Genomic DNA, 15,459 nt, shown 5'->3' with positions numbered 1-15,459 from the left:
ATCTCCATTATTTCTTTCGTCGGAGTTCAAAGTTCTTACCCAAATAGACCCTGCGCACTTGCTCATCGGCAGCCAGTTCCTCAGGCGTGCCGGCTTTCAGGAGGTTTCCTTCAAACATCAGATATGCCCTGTCGGTGATGGAGAGGGTTTCATCCACGTTGTGGTCGGTGATGAGGATACCGATGTTTTTGTTCTTGAGCTGAGCCACAATGGTCTGGATCTCTTCCACGGCAATGGGGTCGACACCTGCGAAAGGCTCATCCAAAAGGACAAAGCTTGGATCCACTGCCAGGGCCCTGGCAATTTCGGTTCTTCTTCTTTCACCGCCGGAGAGCACCATGCCCAGGTTTTTTCTGACGTGGGTCAGACTGAATTCCTCCAGCAAAGACTCCATTTTTTCTTTTTGCTCCACTTTGGAGAGCTTGGTCATTTCCAGCACCGCCAGGATATTATCTTCCACTGATAGTTTACGGAATACTGAGGCTTCCTGAGCCAGGTACCCAATTCCTTTTTTGGCTCTTCTGTACATGGCCAGGTCAGTGATATTCTCCTCGTCCAGGAAGATGCTCCCTTCATTGGGCTTGATAAGTCCTACAATCATGTAGAAGGTAGTGGTTTTCCCCGCTCCATTTGGCCCGAGCAATCCCACAATCTCTCCCTGGTTCACTGACACGGAGATGTCATTAACCACCCGGCGTTTCTTATACTTCTTGATTAAATGCTCTGCTCGTAATTCCATATCTATTGACCTTGCAAGATATCAATCAAATTTAATATCCTTAATGTTTAGCTGTAGGCTTTTGTTTCCCCGGTAGGTGTTTTCCTCTATCTGGTAGACCACCTGAAAGACCTCATGGTTCAGGAGGTCTTCAGATTTTTCAGCCAAACCAAAGCCAATGGCTTCATAGGCGAGGTGGTTTCCTTCCTGATAGAACGAGGCCTTGAGGTGTTCGTCTTTAATTATTTTGGGAGGAAATTTCAGCTTCACATTTTTGGTCACAAAGACAGGTTTGAGGTTTTGTGGGCCAAAAGGGGACATCTGCTTGATGATCATATAGTTTTTGTAATTCACAAAACTCAGATCTACTTCCAGGTCTATCTCCAGTTTGGGCTGTAGTATTTCCAGATTGATGGTTTCAGAAACAATCTTTTCAAATTTTTGTCGGAAAGCAGCTACATTTTCGAGTGGCAGGGTGAGGCCCGCTGCATGGGTATGTCCACCAAATTGTTCGAGCAGGTCACTGCAGGAAGAAATGGCCTCATGGATGTCGAAGCCTTCGATGGAGCGGGCACTTCCTGTCGCCTTATTTTTGGATTCGGTCAGGATGATGGTAGGTCGGTAGTATTTTTCGATGCATCGGGAGGCCACAATACCGATCACTCCCTTGTGCCAGTCATTTTTGAAGAGTACGGTGCTCTTGGCAAGCTTCAGACTTTCATCTTCCTCCACCATGCTCAGGGCTTCCTCAGTGATGGTCTTGTCAAAATCCTTTCTTTGGGCATTTTTGGCATTGAGTACGCTGGCAAAGGCTTCGGTTTCGCTATCATTTTCGGCAGTGAGCAGCCGCACCGAGTCATGGGCGTGGGTGAGTCGCCCGGTAGCGTTGATCCTGGGCCCGAGGTAAAAAACGATACTCGAAATGTCAATTTCATTTTTTAGGCCACTGACTTCCATCAGCGCTTTGAGTCCCGGACAAGGCGAGTGGTTGAGCTTTTTCAACCCATAAAATGCCAAAACCCTGTTTTCGCCAACGATGGGCACAATGTCGGAGGCGATGCTCACGGCCACCAGGTCCAGATGTTGATACAGCTGCTCCAGAGGGATGGAGTTTTGCATGCAAAAGCCCTGCAAGAGCTTGAAGCCCACTCCGCATCCTGATAGTTCCTTGAATGGATAGGGGCACTCTGGCTGCTTGGGATCCAGGATGGCATGGGCTTCAGGCAGTTGCTCCCCAGGGATGTGGTGATCGCAAATGATCAGATCAATGTCATAAGAATTGGCCAGGGCGGCTTTGTCCACTGCTCTGATGCCACAGTCCAGGCTGATGATGAGCTGAAAGCCATTGTCATGGGCATATTCAATCCCTTTGGTAGAGATGCCATATCCTTCTGTGTATCGGTCGGGAATGTAATATTCCAGGTGATCTGAGAAGGACTTAAGAAAGCCATACATGAGGGATACCGAAGTGGTGCCGTCCACGTCATAATCGCCGTAGATGAGAATCTTGGTATTGGAAAAAATAGCTTCACACAGCCTATTGACGGCCTTATCCATGTCTTTCATCAGAAAGGGATCGTGCAGATGGCTCAGAGATGGTCTGAAGAAACTTTTGGACTGCTCAAACTCAGTAATGCCCCGCTGCAGGAGGAGGGCTGTGAGGTCTTTGTTGATGTTGAGCTCCTTCGAAAGAGACTCGAGGTAGTCGGTATTTGGAATGTCCCGCAGCTCCCATCTTTTTTCCATTCGGGGAAATTAGAAAATATGGGTGAAAAAGCGAGGGGCTAGTTAAATGATATTGTCCAAATCTTTTTCTCCTACGTAGTAGTTTTGGTACCAGTATTCATAGTCTTCGTACTTCACACAATCATAATCATTGCGCTCTCCGAGTATGATGAAATGAACGGGCTGCAGCCATCCGGAAAAAAGGGTAGACTGGGCGAAGGGAAGGTCAGAAAGTCTGACGATTTTGGTGCCTTCGAAGAATATGGGCGATGCTTTACGGGTCATAACAAGGCGAAAGTGTTATGCAAGCATACTAAATTTTCTCAAAAAGGTTGCGTCATTCGGCGTTATGAATATGTTATTCAGATGAAGTTACTGTTTATCATTGTGGTAATAGTTGGGTTATATTTATCGCATTTGGATATATTGGCGGGTAATTCTCTATGAAGATAGCACTAAGTGAGATATGGAATTTTTCTGAGCTGATCAGCGCCGACGAGCAGGGCTGGTCTTATAAACTGGTGGCAGGCAGTGTGGTGGTAGCGGATATTTCACAGCAAGTGCTCGTGGGGCTTAAGAGTGATGAGGAGTACGATACCGAATTGTTACCTTCCATTTTCACTTTCAGAGAAATTCTGTGGCAACCTGATGTATTTACAGAATCCGTCAAAAGTCTTCCGGGTCTTCGGATCCTGAAAGCGCATTGTGAGGATATTATAACCACTTACGAGGAGGGGGGACTGGAGACACAGCTACTGTATTCTGCACTGTTGAAGGGGCTGGCGGCATGCAGTGAAGAGGCGATTGCCTCATTGGAGAGCGAGAGTGTTTCGGTGAAGAAGGCATTGGGTGAGTTCAGAACGGCTGCATTTCCTATCGTGAAGTTCTTCATTTTTCATCCTCAGAATAGAGTTGATTACTACAAGGATGCGGTGAACAGGCTGAACTATGCTGTGAAAATAATGCTCACACAGTTTCATGGAAAATACACCGAGTTATCCGATCCCTATTGGGAAGTAATCTATAGTCAGCCAAACAAAGAAGTAAAGACTGCCCGGAAAGCTGTGGAGGAAAAGGAAAAATCTTAGTTTTGCGGTTAGAATTTCAACAAATCCACAGGGAATCCGTTTTCTGGAGGATACCCAAAGTACACCAAATCTGCCCAAAGATTTATGCAGCCAGATGAGCAAAGGGAGGCCATGGAGCGTACCCGCTTTTTCTTAAAGAACTTATTCAGGGGAATACTCTGGCTGGCGGCTATTGTTGGGGGTTATTTCTATTTGAAGGCAAATTATAACTTCTCACTCGAGGGGGTTTTGGGGCCACTATACGATAAGCCCTTTGTTATTTTTGGCATTTTTTTTACCTCAGAGACCGTTTTTGGCATTATCCCTCCGGAGTTGTTTATGATCTGGTCGCTTCGAAATGAGGTGCTCCAACAATATATCCTGAATGTGGCAGGCCTTTCTGTCCTGTCTTATCTGGCAGGCATCATCGGCTATTACATCGGTTCTCACTTTAGCACCACGCAGCTGTACCGCACCTTACAAAAGAACTATCTGGCCAAATTTGAAAAGCATGTTAACAAATTCGGAGGTTTTCTGGTTATCGTCGCAGCGCTGACGCCATTGCCTTTTGCAGGTATCTGCATGCTGATGGGCGCGGTGAAATATCGATATCGCAGGTTTCTTTTGATGTCTATGACCCGATTTTTGCGTTTCACGGTCTATGCGATAATTATTTGGGAGGCGAATATATTTCAGTAGCCAAAACAAAAGCAATTAAATGAAAACAGGAGTTTTGCTGGTAAATCTGGGAACACCGGATTCCACTAAGGTGGGTGATGTAAGAAAATATTTAAGAGAGTTTTTGACTGATAAGCGGGTGATTGATATCCCTGCTGTTTCGCGCTGGATGTTGGTGAATCTTATCATTGCGCCGTTCAGGGCACCCAAGTCGGCGGCCGAATACAGGCGACTGTTTACTGAGCGTGGTTCCCCATTGAAGTATTACACAGAAGATCTTCTGGAGCCCCTGAGAAGTATATTGGGGAAAGACTATGTGGTGGAGTATGCCATGCGCTACCAAAGTCCCTCTATTCAGGTGGGGCTGGATAAATTACGCGAACAGCACGTGGGCAAAATCCATGTCATTCCTTTGTTTCCCCAGTATGCTTCGGCTTCCACTGGCTCGGTGATTGATAAGGTGATGGAGATCACTAAAACCTGGCAGATTATCCCGGAAATTAGATTCACATCGCAGTTTCTCGAGGAGGAGAAATTTCTACAGGTCATTGTGAACAAAGGGAAGAAGCGGATGGAAAAGACCGACTATGACCATTTTGTTTTCAGCTACCACGGTTTACCCGAGCGTCAAATCCTGAAGGGTTCAGTGGGCGAGCAGTGCCAACTAGGCACCTGTTGCAATCAATTTCATGATCGAAACCGGTATTGTTATCGGGCCCAATGCTACCAGACCACCCGATTGCTGGCGGATAGACTGGGGATTCCCGAAGAAAAATATACCGTTTGTTTTCAGTCCCGTCTGGGCAGAGACCCATGGATCAAGCCTTATACTGACCATGTGCTGGAAGACCTGGCTAAAAAGGGTAAAAAGAAAGTACTGGCCTTCTCACCGGCGTTTGTTTCAGATTGTCTGGAGACCACAGTGGAAGTAGGAGAAACCTACAAAGAGGACTTCATCAAAGCCGGTGGCGAACAGTGGGATCTGGTAGAAAGCCTGAATGACGATCCTTTGTGGGTAGAGTGCCTGGCAGATTTGGTTCGCAGCGTCTGATCTACTGAATCAGTAGCATTTGGGAAACCCAGCGCCCATCGGTGTGAATCCTTACGACATACACCCCCGAGGTTAGATAAGGCAAGGTAATGCCACCTTCAACTTCATTGGTGGCAAAATGTGTTTTGCCCTGAATACCTATAATTTCAAGGGCCATGATACTCCCATCTGTGGCCACATTCAGAGTGGTCATTGACTTGGCGGGGTTGGGGAATATGCGTGGCTCGGCTAGCACCCTGATGGCGTCCTGAAAGCTCAGTGTATCCGCTGATGCACCCTGGTGACCGATGAGGGTGATATCAAAAATACCTCCGTAGTTATATTGTACTTCCCCACCATTTGGCCAGTCTGCAGTAGATGGATTGCCCCCTTCAAACAACCATGTATAGTGGTCATAACCGTGGCTGGTGTTGGAAACAGTCAGAGATTCACCGGCCTCCAGCGTGAGCTCAGAGAGCTCAAAATCCAGGGCGACCTCACAACTGGAGAGCAGTCCATCTACTTCCGAGCGTAGCGCTGAGAGTTGGTCGTATACATTTCCTCCAGGGCAAAGGGTACTGCACCCATCGCGGTGGCCGCCGATGTTTCCGACTTGCCCCAGCGGATGTGCGCTGGACCCGAGGGCATCCAGGTTTTCTTTTTGAAGTTTGAATGCGGCCAGTTGCTGTAATGTTGCCCACGTCGCATCAGTAGGGAGAGCGGTTTCATAATTTCCCAATAGACAAATACCCATGGTTTGGCTATTGCTACCACAGAAGTGTGCACCCAGTACGTTATCCTGTTCACCACCGGCAGGGTCGCGACCGGCGTAAAGCGCCCCATTTTGAGCAACGAGATAATTGTATCCGATATCCGACCAGCCATTCACCTCGGTATGATAGATGTAGATATCACGCACCACCTGAGTGTAGTTGGTGTTGGTATTGGAGCCTGCCGCATGATGAATAATTACGTGCTCCACGTCTGTGAAGGAGCGACTGTAGCTCGGGGCATCCAGGCCATTGCGCCATTCTTCCTGCAGGATGGGGTCCACACTAAAATCACATTCTTCCTGATCAGCTCTCAATTTTCCACTGGATGTGGCCGGAGCATTGCCACTATTGATCAGGAAAACAGACCAATCAGGGTCAGCATCCACGTTGGTTACCTCAATCGGTTCGGGCAATGAAAGAAAGTAGGTATACGCCGGGGCATCCGGATCCAGTGGTATAGCCATCGCTGTACCATTCACCTCTATTTTCACTGATTGTCCCTGAAAATGGGGGCTTTTCAGCACGAGAGCAGTGGTGGGTTGGCCAGACAATATCTTTCTGTCTTCTTGGGTATACCTGAAAGCGCCAAGCCTCTGTGAGGGAGGTTGCTTCTGGGCCAGAAGAGAGAAGTATTGAAAGAAAATGAGTAAGAGTATCGCGTGTTTTCTATGCACTGACAGTGAGGATTTCGTTCAGTTTACCTATAACGTAATCTACGTCTGCTTTGGTATTGAACCTACTGAATGAAAACCGGATAGCTCCTCGTTGCGGATCGGATCCGATGGCTGTGAGTACGTGCGAGCCAATGTTGGAACCACTGCTACAGGCACTTCCTCCCGAGGCAGAAATTCCGTTGATGTCCAGGTTGAAAAGCAGCATGTCATTGTCTTCACTTGGCGGCAGGCTCACACTCAGTACAGTATACAAGCTGTTTTCCAAATCGTCAGAGGTGCCATTGAATGATACGCCTTCTATGTGCAGTTTGAGCTGCTCTATCATGTAAGACTTCACCGATTCTATTTGCTTCTTATGGTCATCCATATGAGCGTAGGCCAACTCCAGTGCCTTGGCCAGGCCAATGATTCCATAGACGTTTTCTGTGCCTCCGCGCATGTTGCGTTCCTGGGCTCCTCCATGAATAAAGGGTTGTATTCTTTTTTCATGATTGACATAAAGGAACCCCACGCCTTTAGGTCCATGAAATTTATGTGCTGAGCCCACTACAAAATTGGCTTTCAACTCCTGCAGGTCGTGACGGAAGTGCGCCATGGACTGCACAGTGTCTGTATGAAAAACTGACCCATAGGCCTTGCTCATTTCAGCGATGGCATGGATGTCATTCATCGTACCAATTTCATTATTAGCGTGCATCAGCGTGATGAGGGTGTTCGGGTCTTTTTTGAGGAGCTGCTCTATTTGATCGAGGCTTATTTGACCTTTCTCATCCACATCCAACAGGTGCAGATTGACATTGCCTTTTTTGGCGAGCATTTCTACGGTGTGCAGTACGGCATGATGCTCCAACGGGGTGGTGATGATGTTTTTTACCCCATAATCTTCTATGGTACAGCGAATGGCCGTATTGTCAGCCTCGGTACCGCCCGAAGTGAAAAAGATTTCTGACGGAGAGGTGTTGAGGAGGTCAGCCACTTTTTTTCTGGATTTCTCTATGGCGGATCTCACCTGCCGTCCATGCCAGTGGATAGAGGACGGATTGCCGTAATACTCCAGCATATATGGCTTCATTTCTTCAAATACAGCCTCGTCAAGAGGGGTGGTAGCCGCATTATCAAAATATACTTTTTTCATTTCGGGGACGTGTGTTAACTATGCAAAGCACAAAATTAAGCATATTATGCATGAGACCGACAACATCTATGGACATGAATAAGCAGGTACTGGAATATTTGAAAAGGGTGCAGTCATTGGCCAAAACAGGTTTGACTTATGCGGAAGATGCTTATGACCGTGAGCGTTATGAGGAGCTGAAGGAAAGCACCAACAATTTACTGAGTACGCTTGTGGGTGTGGAGATTGAGCGCATCGTTGCTCAGTTTGAAAACCTGGACGATTACCCCACTCCAAAAGTGGATGTGCGTGGGGTGATTTTGAAGGAAGGAAAAATATTATTGATCCGTGAAAAAACCGACGGAAAATGGGCCATGCCCGGGGGGTGGGCAGACAATGGCTACTCACCGTCAGAGAATATCGTGAAGGAAGTATGGGAGGAGTCTGGTCTCAGAGTAAGGCCTGAGCGCTTGCTGGCCGTGTGGGATAAGCGGAAGCATGATCATCCGGCCGATGTACACAGCGTTTACAAACTCAATTTTCTTTGTATAGAGGAGGGCGGAGCACTCAATCCGGGCCATGAAACCACGGGCGCAGCGTATTTTCCCATCGATCAACTACCGGAGCTATCGCTGATGCGAAATACATCCGTTCAGATTCAAAAGCTTTATGAGCTGGCCCTCTCTGGAGGAGTTGATTTCGACTAAGCCGAAATCAACTCTTTAATGTCCATCATGAGTTTTTGCGCCAGGTGATCGGCCGTTGATTGGCTATCAGACTCAGCGTAAATCCGGATTATGGGTTCGGTATTGGATTTTCTCAGGTGTACCCACTCATTGTCAAACTCTATTTTCAGGCCATCAATGGTCGAAAACTTGTTTTTGGCATACTTCAGTTGGAGGTTCTCCAACACACTGTCCAAATCCAAATTGGCATCCAGCTCAATCTTATTTTTGGAGATGTGATAGCTTGGATAAGTAGCCCTTAGCATGGAGGTGCTTTTGCCAAACTCAGCAAGGTGTGAGAGAAACAAAGCGATCCCTACCAGGGCGTCGCGACCATAGTGCAACTCGGGCAAGATGACGCCACCATTTCCTTCTCCACCTATTACAGCGTTAGTTTCTTTCATGGCGGTGACCACATTTACCTCTCCCACTGCTGCGGCTTTGTAGGTGTTTCCATGTTTTTCCGTCACATCCTGCAGGGCCCGGGTGGAAGAGAGGTTTGAAACCGTATTTCCGCTTTTCTTACCCAGCACATAATCCGCAATGGACACGAGCGTATATTCTTCACCAAAGGGAACCCCATCTTCGCAAACCATGACCAGTCTGTCTACGTCTGGATCCACCACAAAACCAAGGTCAAAATCACCACTGGTGATTTCATTGCAGATTTGTGTGATGTTTTCCGGAAGTGGCTCGGGGTTGTGTGGAAAGATGCCATTGGGCTCGCAGAAGAGTTCTGTTACCTCTACTCCCAGCTTGCGGAGGAGCTTAGGTACCGCAATGCCTCCGGTGCTATTCACCCCGTCTACCACTACTTTGAATCCTTTTTCGCGAATGGCTTCAACATTGACCAGGTCAAGTTTTAAAATCTGCTCGATGTGCCAGTCGATGTAGTCGTCTTTGGTCTCTACGGCACCAAATTTCTTTGGGTCCATAAAAAGCAGGTCCGGTGAATCGGCCCATGCCAGCACTTTTTGGCCATCAGCAGCAGTGATGAACTCCCCGTTTTCGTTGAGGAGCTTCAGTGCATTCCACCCGGACGGGTTGTGGCTGGCGGTGAGAATGATGCCACCCTGAGCTTTTTCATTGACCACAGCCATTTCTACTGTGGGGGTAGTGGAAAGCCCCAGGTCTATCACATCTATACCCTGTGCACGTAGGGTATTCTCTACGATGGCCGTGAAGATCACTCCCGAAGGTCTCGCATCTCTTCCGATCACCACTTTGGGCTGATCGTGTGTTTCTTTGATCCACATCCCAAAGCCGGCTGTGAACTTGGCAACATCTATTGGAGTAAGCGTTTCGCCCACTTTTCCGCCTACCGTGCCTCGCAGCCCGGCAATTGATTTAATTAGTGACAATATGATTCTTTTGGTGACAGTACAAAGTTAGAAAAGCAGACTTTGCTGTCGGTTAGACATGTGATTAAATAAAAATAGTCAAATGGAAATTCGGTGCAGTTTAGTTGAATTTAGCCATGAGTTTGTTGACCTCAGAGTCCGGGTTTCCACAGTTCTCATCCCCACTCATCGTTTTGCCGCAGTAGCCACAGGTGGCACCTTCTTTATTCAAAAAAGGGCTCTGGGAGGCACAGGTTCCTTTGAACTCGCCATTTTTTTTGAATATCAGTCTTACTGACATCAAGATGAAGAATATTGCGATAAATCCAATTCCAAGTAATACGGTAGCCATGAGGTTACAATTTGATGCAAAATTAAAGAATATTTGTAATCTTGTTTGTCTACAACACGCTTAGTTCCTTAAAGATTTCCACATGTCCAGACAATTGTCAAAACCAGACCCCAGACGGGCCGAAAAACTCGTAGCCTTTGACCGCTTGCTTACCATTATGGACGAGCTGCGCGAAAACTGCCCCTGGGATAAGAAGCAAACCATGGAGACCCTTCGCCACCTCACCATTGAGGAGACTTATGAGTTGGGTGATGCCATTTTGGAGAATGATCTGGAGGAGGTGAAAAAGGAACTGGGTGACCTGATGCTTCATATGGTGTTCTACGCTAAAATTGGTGCAGAAAAAGAGGCCTTTGACATCACCGATGTGCTCAATGGGATCTGTGACAAACTGGTTCATCGACATCCGCACATCTATGGTGATGTGGAGGCAAAAGATGAGCAGGCCGTGAAGGAAAACTGGGAGAAGATCAAACTCAAGGAGAAAGGGAATAAGTCTGTTTTGGGAGGAGTACCTCCATCACTGCCTGCCATGGTGAAAGCCATGAGGATTCAGGAAAAGGCACGGGGCGCAGGGTTTGACTGGGACAAGAAAGAACAGGTATGGGAAAAGGTAGAAGAGGAAATGCAGGAGTTCAAGGAGGAATTTAACATTGCTGATGAACAAAAGATCAATCGTGAGCGGGCTCAAAACGAATTTGGTGATTTGCTGTTTTCTCTGATCAATTATTCGCGGTTCATAGACATTAATCCTGAGGAGGCCTTGGAGCGAACGAATAAGAAGTTTATTAAGCGGTTCAATTATCTGGAGTCTGAATCAGGAAAAGACGGCAAAACCTTGAGTGAAATGACGCTGGATGAAATGGATGCCTACTGGAACCGCGCCAAGGAACTATAAGTTTAAAGCGAGGCAATTTGGGAGCTCTCCCTGTTTTTGATTATTTTCATTGCTCATTAACCTAAATTTTTTCAACTATGAATGAACTTAAAATCAATCATCTCGCAGTACTCGTTTCCGTCATCTGGATGTTCGTACTTGGATTTTTGTGGTACGGTCCGCTGTTTGGCGAGTCCTGGATGAGTATGGTAGGACTTACCATGGAAGATGCTCAGGCCAACCCTCCTGGTGCTGGCGTGTGGATCACCAACGTGATCTCCAGTGTGGTTCCTGTGTGTTTAATGGCCTGGTTTTTTGTGAAGATGAATGTACGGTCCCTGGTAGCCGGAGCTATTCACGGATTCCTCATTGGCTTTGCCTTCAATTTACTACCAGGGATGTCTGGAGGCATGTTCTCGGGCGATCCGTATGCATTGGCGTGGCTTGAGGGAGGTTTTCAGGCTGTAGGATGGGCAGTGTCGGGTATGATACTGGGTGCCTGGACCAAGACCAAATAATTTCAAAACTTAATGGCAGGCGCAGGGTTTTTACCTCATGCGCATACTTGTTAGTACCCGGGTGCAGGCTTCCTGCCAGGTGGTGAAGTCTGGCTTCACAGAGCAGCTCTTTTTGTCCTTGAACCCGCCGTTTCCTCCTGTAAAACTACTGAGGTTTGACGGGTGTGAGAAAGGCGATTGGGTGACCCTTGAGTTGAATTTCCTTCTTTTCAGGCAGCAGTGGATCAGTGAGATTACCGAGGTTTCTGAGGAGGCAGGCAGCTGGAATTTTGTAGATATCGGCAGAAAGCTGCCTTTCTTCCTAAAAACATGGAAGCATCGGCATTCCGTCAAGCAGGTGGGTGAAGGTGCCGAAATTGTGGATGCTATTCGATTTACAACTGGCTCACTCGTATCTGACCTGTTACTTTATCCGATCCTTTGGGTTCAGTTTCTGTATAGAAAACCCATTTATAAGCGGTGGTTTAACAAAAAGCCCGCCTGAAAACTTTCAGGAGGGCTTTTTGCTCAGTGTTGATCAATATATTTTAAGCGTCTTTCCATTTAATGGTACATCCGATCGCTCGCTGTGTGGTAATAGCGGGTTTCTTACCAGCTAAAAGGGCATCAATGGCGGCCTCCACATATTTTTGCTTCACATCGGATGCTTCTCTGGGGCTATCATCAATGGCTCCAATGTATTCTACCTTGAACTTGCCGTCCGCCTCTTTATTGAGCACATAGACGTGTGGTGTTTTGGACGCGCCAAATGCGGATGCAACTGCCTGGCTGTCATCCCTCAAATAAGGGAAAGAATATCCCTTTTCTTTTGATCTAGCCATCATCTCCTCCATGGAGTCTTCCGGTTGCTTGCTAACATCATTAGGGTTGATAGCGATCACCGGAAAGCCTTTGGGCGCATACTTCTGATCCAGCTGCATTATTCTTTGCTCGTAGAGTCTTGCGTAGGGACAGGTGTTGCAGGTGAAAACTACAACGAATCCTTTTGCGGATTTGTAATCTGCCAGCGAAACCATGGCACCATCCACATTCTTGAGTTTAAAGTCCGAGGCGTAGTCCCCAACTCCATAGCCATCTTCCGGTGTGTCGGTGGCACTCACGAATAAAACAGCCACAGTAACCAGCAAACCAGTCACTAATAAGAATGTCCTTTTCATATTTTCAGTCATTTTGAAGTTAATTTATTCACTACATTATCCAGCTCTTGCTTTTCGAAGCTGCTCTCGTAAAAATATCTATTTCCTTTTTTATCTATAAACAATGTTGCCGGAATGGCACCACTCCAGCTATTGTCTATAGAGGTAATGTATTTGTCGTAATCTTTTTCGTCCAAAAGGTAGGTAGAGAGGCCGACCTCCTTTTTCTCTAAAATTCTCCTGGCTTTTTCTATGTCCTCCGGGAAGTCAAGGCTTACCAAAATGACCTGGGTATCGCCCTGGGTACCCAAAGCATTGAAGTAGCCAAGTTCTTTCACACAAGGACCACACCACGAAGCCCAAAAGTTGAACACCTTCAGGCTACCAGTATTTGTGTTGATGAGTTGCTCGAGTTCGGGAAGCTTAATAGTGCGTATTTCCTGGGCCGACGCTGCGCCTATGAAAAGGGTGCAAAATAGAATTAGGATTTTTTTCATTCTATGGTACGCATACGTGAATCCAACAATTTTGTTTAATCAATGGTGTCTTAATTGCACTTTTCCAATAGATGATGTAGTACAAATATGAACACGTTTGAGGTCATTTTTTTAAATGACCAGAATGGATTGGGTGACAGCCAAAAGGGCATACGGGAATGGGGAGGAGCCGCGATAAATGGTCAGATGGGGCCTGAGCTAAGATTGGGCTCTGGCTTTAACAAAAAGAGATCAGTAATCGAAATTTGAGATTTGATATTTATGCACATTTTATTCACTTTATCCACAACCCCTAAAAAAACGACAATAAACACCTGTAAAACAGATACTTATACCGATGTACCTCAATGAAATATTTGTGGATAAGTTCAAAATTTTTCTGAAGAGCAATAACTAACGCAAATTCTTAAGGTATTGATGTTCAGTCGGTTGAAATTTTTACTACTCTTTGGTCTGACGAATGAGCTTTTTGCGATAAGCGTTGAATATCCTTGATTTGGAGATAAAGCCCAGGTACTTTCCATTGTCTATAACGGGTAGGTTCCATGCCTGTGTGAGCTCAAACTTATTCATCACGGATTGCATTTTTTCCTGAGGGTTGAGATAGGCCGGAGGCTTCTGCATGATGGTTTTCACTACTACATTGGCCTGTTTTTCAGGGTCAAACATGATTTCCCGGATGTGATCCAGGGTCACGATTCCCTCCAGTTCGTTCCGATCATTGACCACCGGGAAGATGTTTCGCTTGCTCTTTTTGACCAGTCCTACCAATTCCTGAAGCTTAGCATCTGGGTGAATGGTTAACAAGTCCTTCTCTACGATTTTCTTGAGGTCGATCAGGCTGAGTACTATCAAGTCACTGTCGTACTGGATGAGGTCACCTTTTTCGATGAGGTTTTTGGTATAGATACTGTGTTTTTCGAAGTAGGAGATGGTGGTGAAGCTGATGGCCGACACCAGCATCAGTGGGACAAAGAGCATATAGCCACTGGTGATCTCTGCGATAAGGAATATGGCCGTAAGTGGAGCATGCAGTACCCCACTCATGACCCCACACATACCTACGAGGGTGAAGTTGCTGGCGCTGATATTGCTACTTGGCAAGATGAACTGTACCACTCTTGAAAACAGGAACCCAGTGACACCACCCATAAACAATGAAGGGGCGAATACTCCCCCACTACCACCTGAACCCAGAGTGAGTGCTGTGGCAAAGGGTTTGGCCAGAATGACGAGAAGCAGAATGCCTATAACGATAAGCTCCTGATCGGCCAGGCCATAAAAAAAGCTGCCACTCAGAAATTTAACTTCATTGCCCTGCAGCAGGCTTTTGATGGACTCATAGCCCTCGCCGTAGATGGGCGGAAACACGAAAATGATCAAAGCAAGCGCCAGGCCGCCAAAGATGGCACGGCCGTATTGATTTCTGATGTTCTCTACAGCGCCTTCCACCAGATAGGTAATCCGGATAAAGTATAGGGATGCCATGCCTGATGCAATTCCCAGCAAAATGTACCAGGGAGTATCCCTGGCCGAAAAGGTATCCACCAGCTTAAAAGAGAACAGGATGTCTTCTCCCAGTAAAACGATGGAGACCAGTTGTCCACTTACTGAGGCAATGAGGATCGGGATGAATTTGCTGATTTTAACTTCCGTCAAGATGACCTCAATCGCAAAAATGACTCCTGCGATGGGAGAATTAAAGATGGCAGAGATAGCACCGGCAGCACCGCAGCCTATGAGCAGGGTTCTTTTCTTGTAATCGAGGTGGACAAACTGCCCGAAGTTGGATCCGATGGCCGAGCCCGTGACTACAATGGGAGCCTCCAACCCCACCGAGCCTCCGAAGCCCACTGTGATGGCGCTTTTCAGCATGTTGGACATCATGTATCGTTTACGGATGCGGCTGGAGCTCTTGGAGATGGCCCGGAGAATACGGGTGATGCCATGACCTGGCGTATCTCTTACCACAAATTTACGGACGAGTACCGTCAAAAGAATGCCTATGACCGGGTAGACGATGTATAGGTAGTTGATGCGGGTGACATCTATATTTTGCTGCAAAAGCTGCTGTACATAATGCACTGTACTCTTGAGGGTGACCGCCGCCAGACCTGCCGTGAGACCGATCACGCTCGCAACAATCAAGATAAAATTGTTGTCACTGATGTGTTTCAGTCGCCAGACCAAAAACGTCATCATCAAGCCGGAAAACTTTATTTTTTTGTTTGGCAC

At 46.9% G+C, this 15,459-nt stretch carries 17 protein-coding genes; 7 read left to right on the top strand and 10 right to left on the bottom strand.

The annotated features are described in order from the left end of the window. Nucleotides 1–7: 7 nt before the first annotated feature. Genes lptB through ACHKAR_RS07540 form a run of 3 tightly spaced genes read right to left on the bottom strand, consistent with a single transcriptional unit; the run spans nt 8 to nt 2,728 of the window. A complete protein-coding gene (lptB, locus tag ACHKAR_RS07550; RefSeq protein WP_159585308.1) occupies nt 8–739 on the bottom strand; it encodes an LPS export ABC transporter ATP-binding protein in 732 nt (243 codons plus the stop codon). 21 nt (nt 740–760) lie between these two features. After that, nucleotides 761–2,464 (bottom strand): single-stranded-DNA-specific exonuclease RecJ, encoded by a 1,704-nt coding sequence (gene recJ, locus ACHKAR_RS07545; protein WP_159585310.1) that lies wholly within the window; start codon nt 2,462–2,464, stop codon nt 761–763. A 42-nt stretch (nt 2,465–2,506) separates the two neighbouring features. After that, entirely contained in the window at nt 2,507–2,728 is a 222-nt protein-coding gene (locus tag ACHKAR_RS07540) for a hypothetical protein (protein WP_159585312.1), read from the bottom strand. 158 nt (nt 2,729–2,886) lie between these two features. On the opposite strand from ACHKAR_RS07540, the gene ACHKAR_RS07535 reads away from it, so the two are divergent. From ACHKAR_RS07535 to hemH, 3 genes are all read left to right on the top strand, one after another. Next, a complete protein-coding gene (locus ACHKAR_RS07535) occupies nt 2,887–3,531 on the top strand; it encodes a hypothetical protein (RefSeq protein WP_395416843.1) in 645 nt (214 codons plus the stop codon). A gap of 84 nt (nt 3,532–3,615) precedes the next feature. After that, nucleotides 3,616–4,209 carry a YqaA family protein gene (locus ACHKAR_RS07530; RefSeq protein ID WP_159585316.1) on the top strand — a complete coding sequence of 198 codons (594 nt, stop codon included), beginning with the start codon at nt 3,616–3,618 and terminating at the stop codon, nt 4,207–4,209. A 19-nt stretch (nt 4,210–4,228) separates the two neighbouring features. Further along, complete coding sequence (hemH, locus tag ACHKAR_RS07525; protein WP_395416841.1) at nt 4,229–5,239, top strand: ferrochelatase; 1,011 nt, start codon at nt 4,229–4,231, stop codon at nt 5,237–5,239. 1 nt (nt 5,240) lies between these two features. On the opposite strand, the gene ACHKAR_RS07520 is transcribed toward hemH, so the two are convergent. Both ACHKAR_RS07520 and ACHKAR_RS07515 read right to left on the bottom strand, forming a co-directional pair. Then, a complete protein-coding gene (locus ACHKAR_RS07520; RefSeq protein WP_395416839.1) occupies nt 5,241–6,665 on the bottom strand; it encodes an N-acetylmuramoyl-L-alanine amidase in 1,425 nt (474 codons plus the stop codon). Further along, nucleotides 6,658–7,800 carry a cysteine desulfurase family protein gene (locus ACHKAR_RS07515; protein ID WP_395416837.1) on the bottom strand — a complete coding sequence of 381 codons (1,143 nt, stop codon included), beginning with the start codon at nt 7,798–7,800 and terminating at the stop codon, nt 6,658–6,660. The genes ACHKAR_RS07520 and ACHKAR_RS07515 overlap by 8 nt, the downstream gene beginning before the upstream one ends. Before the next feature lie 50 nt (nt 7,801–7,850). Between ACHKAR_RS07515 and ACHKAR_RS07510 the strand changes: the two genes are divergently transcribed. Further along, entirely contained in the window at nt 7,851–8,486 is a 636-nt protein-coding gene (locus ACHKAR_RS07510) for an NUDIX hydrolase (RefSeq protein WP_395416835.1), read from the top strand. On the opposite strand, the gene glmM is transcribed toward ACHKAR_RS07510, so the two are convergent. Together glmM and ACHKAR_RS07500 are read right to left on the bottom strand one after the other, a co-directional pair. Next, nucleotides 8,483–9,865, bottom strand: coding sequence for a phosphoglucosamine mutase (gene glmM / locus ACHKAR_RS07505; RefSeq protein ID WP_395416834.1), 1,383 nt, complete (start codon nt 9,863–9,865; stop codon nt 8,483–8,485). The two genes, ACHKAR_RS07510 and glmM, sit on opposite strands and share 4 nt — an antisense overlap. Nucleotides 9,866–9,965: 100 nt before the next feature. After that, the gene (locus ACHKAR_RS07500; RefSeq protein WP_159585330.1) at nt 9,966–10,196 is read right to left on the bottom strand and encodes a hypothetical protein; all 231 of its coding nucleotides are present in this window, start codon (nt 10,194–10,196) and stop codon (nt 9,966–9,968) included. 82 nt (nt 10,197–10,278) lie between these two features. Between ACHKAR_RS07500 and mazG the strand changes: the two genes are divergently transcribed. From mazG to ACHKAR_RS07485, 3 genes are all read left to right on the top strand, one after another. Next, complete coding sequence (gene mazG / locus ACHKAR_RS07495; RefSeq protein ID WP_159585332.1) at nt 10,279–11,094, top strand: nucleoside triphosphate pyrophosphohydrolase; 816 nt, start codon at nt 10,279–10,281, stop codon at nt 11,092–11,094. A 77-nt stretch (nt 11,095–11,171) separates the two neighbouring features. Continuing rightward, nucleotides 11,172–11,591, top strand: coding sequence for a DUF1761 domain-containing protein (locus ACHKAR_RS07490; RefSeq protein WP_395416831.1), 420 nt, complete (start codon nt 11,172–11,174; stop codon nt 11,589–11,591). Between the two features lie 37 nt (nt 11,592–11,628). After that, a complete protein-coding gene (locus tag ACHKAR_RS07485; protein ID WP_395416829.1) occupies nt 11,629–12,075 on the top strand; it encodes an SRPBCC family protein in 447 nt (148 codons plus the stop codon). A 43-nt stretch (nt 12,076–12,118) separates the two neighbouring features. Here the strand turns inward: ACHKAR_RS07485 and ACHKAR_RS07480 are convergent, their stop codons facing one another. From ACHKAR_RS07480 to ACHKAR_RS07470, 3 genes are all read right to left on the bottom strand, one after another. Next, complete coding sequence (locus ACHKAR_RS07480; RefSeq protein ID WP_395416827.1) at nt 12,119–12,748, bottom strand: thioredoxin family protein; 630 nt, start codon at nt 12,746–12,748, stop codon at nt 12,119–12,121. Between the two features lie 8 nt (nt 12,749–12,756). Continuing rightward, nucleotides 12,757–13,224, bottom strand: a complete 468-nt coding sequence (locus ACHKAR_RS07475) for a TlpA family protein disulfide reductase (RefSeq protein ID WP_395416825.1) — start codon at nt 13,222–13,224, stop codon at nt 12,757–12,759. A 441-nt stretch (nt 13,225–13,665) separates the two neighbouring features. Continuing rightward, a complete protein-coding gene (locus ACHKAR_RS07470) occupies nt 13,666–15,426 on the bottom strand; it encodes a chloride channel protein (RefSeq protein ID WP_159585342.1) in 1,761 nt (586 codons plus the stop codon). Nucleotides 15,427–15,459: the final 33 nt, after the last annotated feature.

It is taken from the genome of Marinoscillum luteum (genome assembly GCF_044005705.1).
Taxonomy (GTDB): domain Bacteria; phylum Bacteroidota; class Bacteroidia; order Cytophagales; family Cyclobacteriaceae; genus Marinoscillum; species Marinoscillum luteum.
This window is presented reverse-complemented; position numbering and strand designations above follow the sequence as displayed.

Excerpts from the sequence above, each read along its gene's own strand:
- lptB (WP_159585308.1), bottom strand. The coding sequence starts at position 739 with ATGGAATTACGAGCAGAGCATTTAATCAAGAAGTATAAGAAACGCCGG.
- recJ (WP_159585310.1), bottom strand. The coding sequence starts at position 2,464 with ATGGAAAAAAGATGGGAGCTGCGGGACATTCCAAATACCGACTACCTC.
- ACHKAR_RS07540 (WP_159585312.1), bottom strand. The coding sequence starts at position 2,728 with ATGACCCGTAAAGCATCGCCCATATTCTTCGAAGGCACCAAAATCGTC.
- ACHKAR_RS07535 (WP_395416843.1), top strand. The coding sequence starts at position 2,887 with ATGAAGATAGCACTAAGTGAGATATGGAATTTTTCTGAGCTGATCAGC.
- ACHKAR_RS07530 (WP_159585316.1), top strand. The coding sequence starts at position 3,616 with ATGCAGCCAGATGAGCAAAGGGAGGCCATGGAGCGTACCCGCTTTTTC.
- hemH (WP_395416841.1), top strand. The coding sequence starts at position 4,229 with ATGAAAACAGGAGTTTTGCTGGTAAATCTGGGAACACCGGATTCCACT.
- ACHKAR_RS07515 (WP_395416837.1), bottom strand. The coding sequence starts at position 7,800 with ATGAAAAAAGTATATTTTGATAATGCGGCTACCACCCCTCTTGACGAG.
- ACHKAR_RS07510 (WP_395416835.1), top strand. The coding sequence starts at position 7,851 with ATGAGACCGACAACATCTATGGACATGAATAAGCAGGTACTGGAATAT.
- ACHKAR_RS07500 (WP_159585330.1), bottom strand. The coding sequence starts at position 10,196 with ATGGCTACCGTATTACTTGGAATTGGATTTATCGCAATATTCTTCATC.
- mazG (WP_159585332.1), top strand. The coding sequence starts at position 10,279 with ATGTCCAGACAATTGTCAAAACCAGACCCCAGACGGGCCGAAAAACTC.
- ACHKAR_RS07490 (WP_395416831.1), top strand. The coding sequence starts at position 11,172 with ATGAATGAACTTAAAATCAATCATCTCGCAGTACTCGTTTCCGTCATC.
- ACHKAR_RS07485 (WP_395416829.1), top strand. The coding sequence starts at position 11,629 with ATGCGCATACTTGTTAGTACCCGGGTGCAGGCTTCCTGCCAGGTGGTG.
- ACHKAR_RS07480 (WP_395416827.1), bottom strand. The coding sequence starts at position 12,748 with ATGAAAAGGACATTCTTATTAGTGACTGGTTTGCTGGTTACTGTGGCT.
- ACHKAR_RS07475 (WP_395416825.1), bottom strand. The coding sequence starts at position 13,224 with ATGAAAAAAATCCTAATTCTATTTTGCACCCTTTTCATAGGCGCAGCG.
- ACHKAR_RS07470 (WP_159585342.1), bottom strand. The coding sequence starts at position 15,426 with ATGATGACGTTTTTGGTCTGGCGACTGAAACACATCAGTGACAACAAT.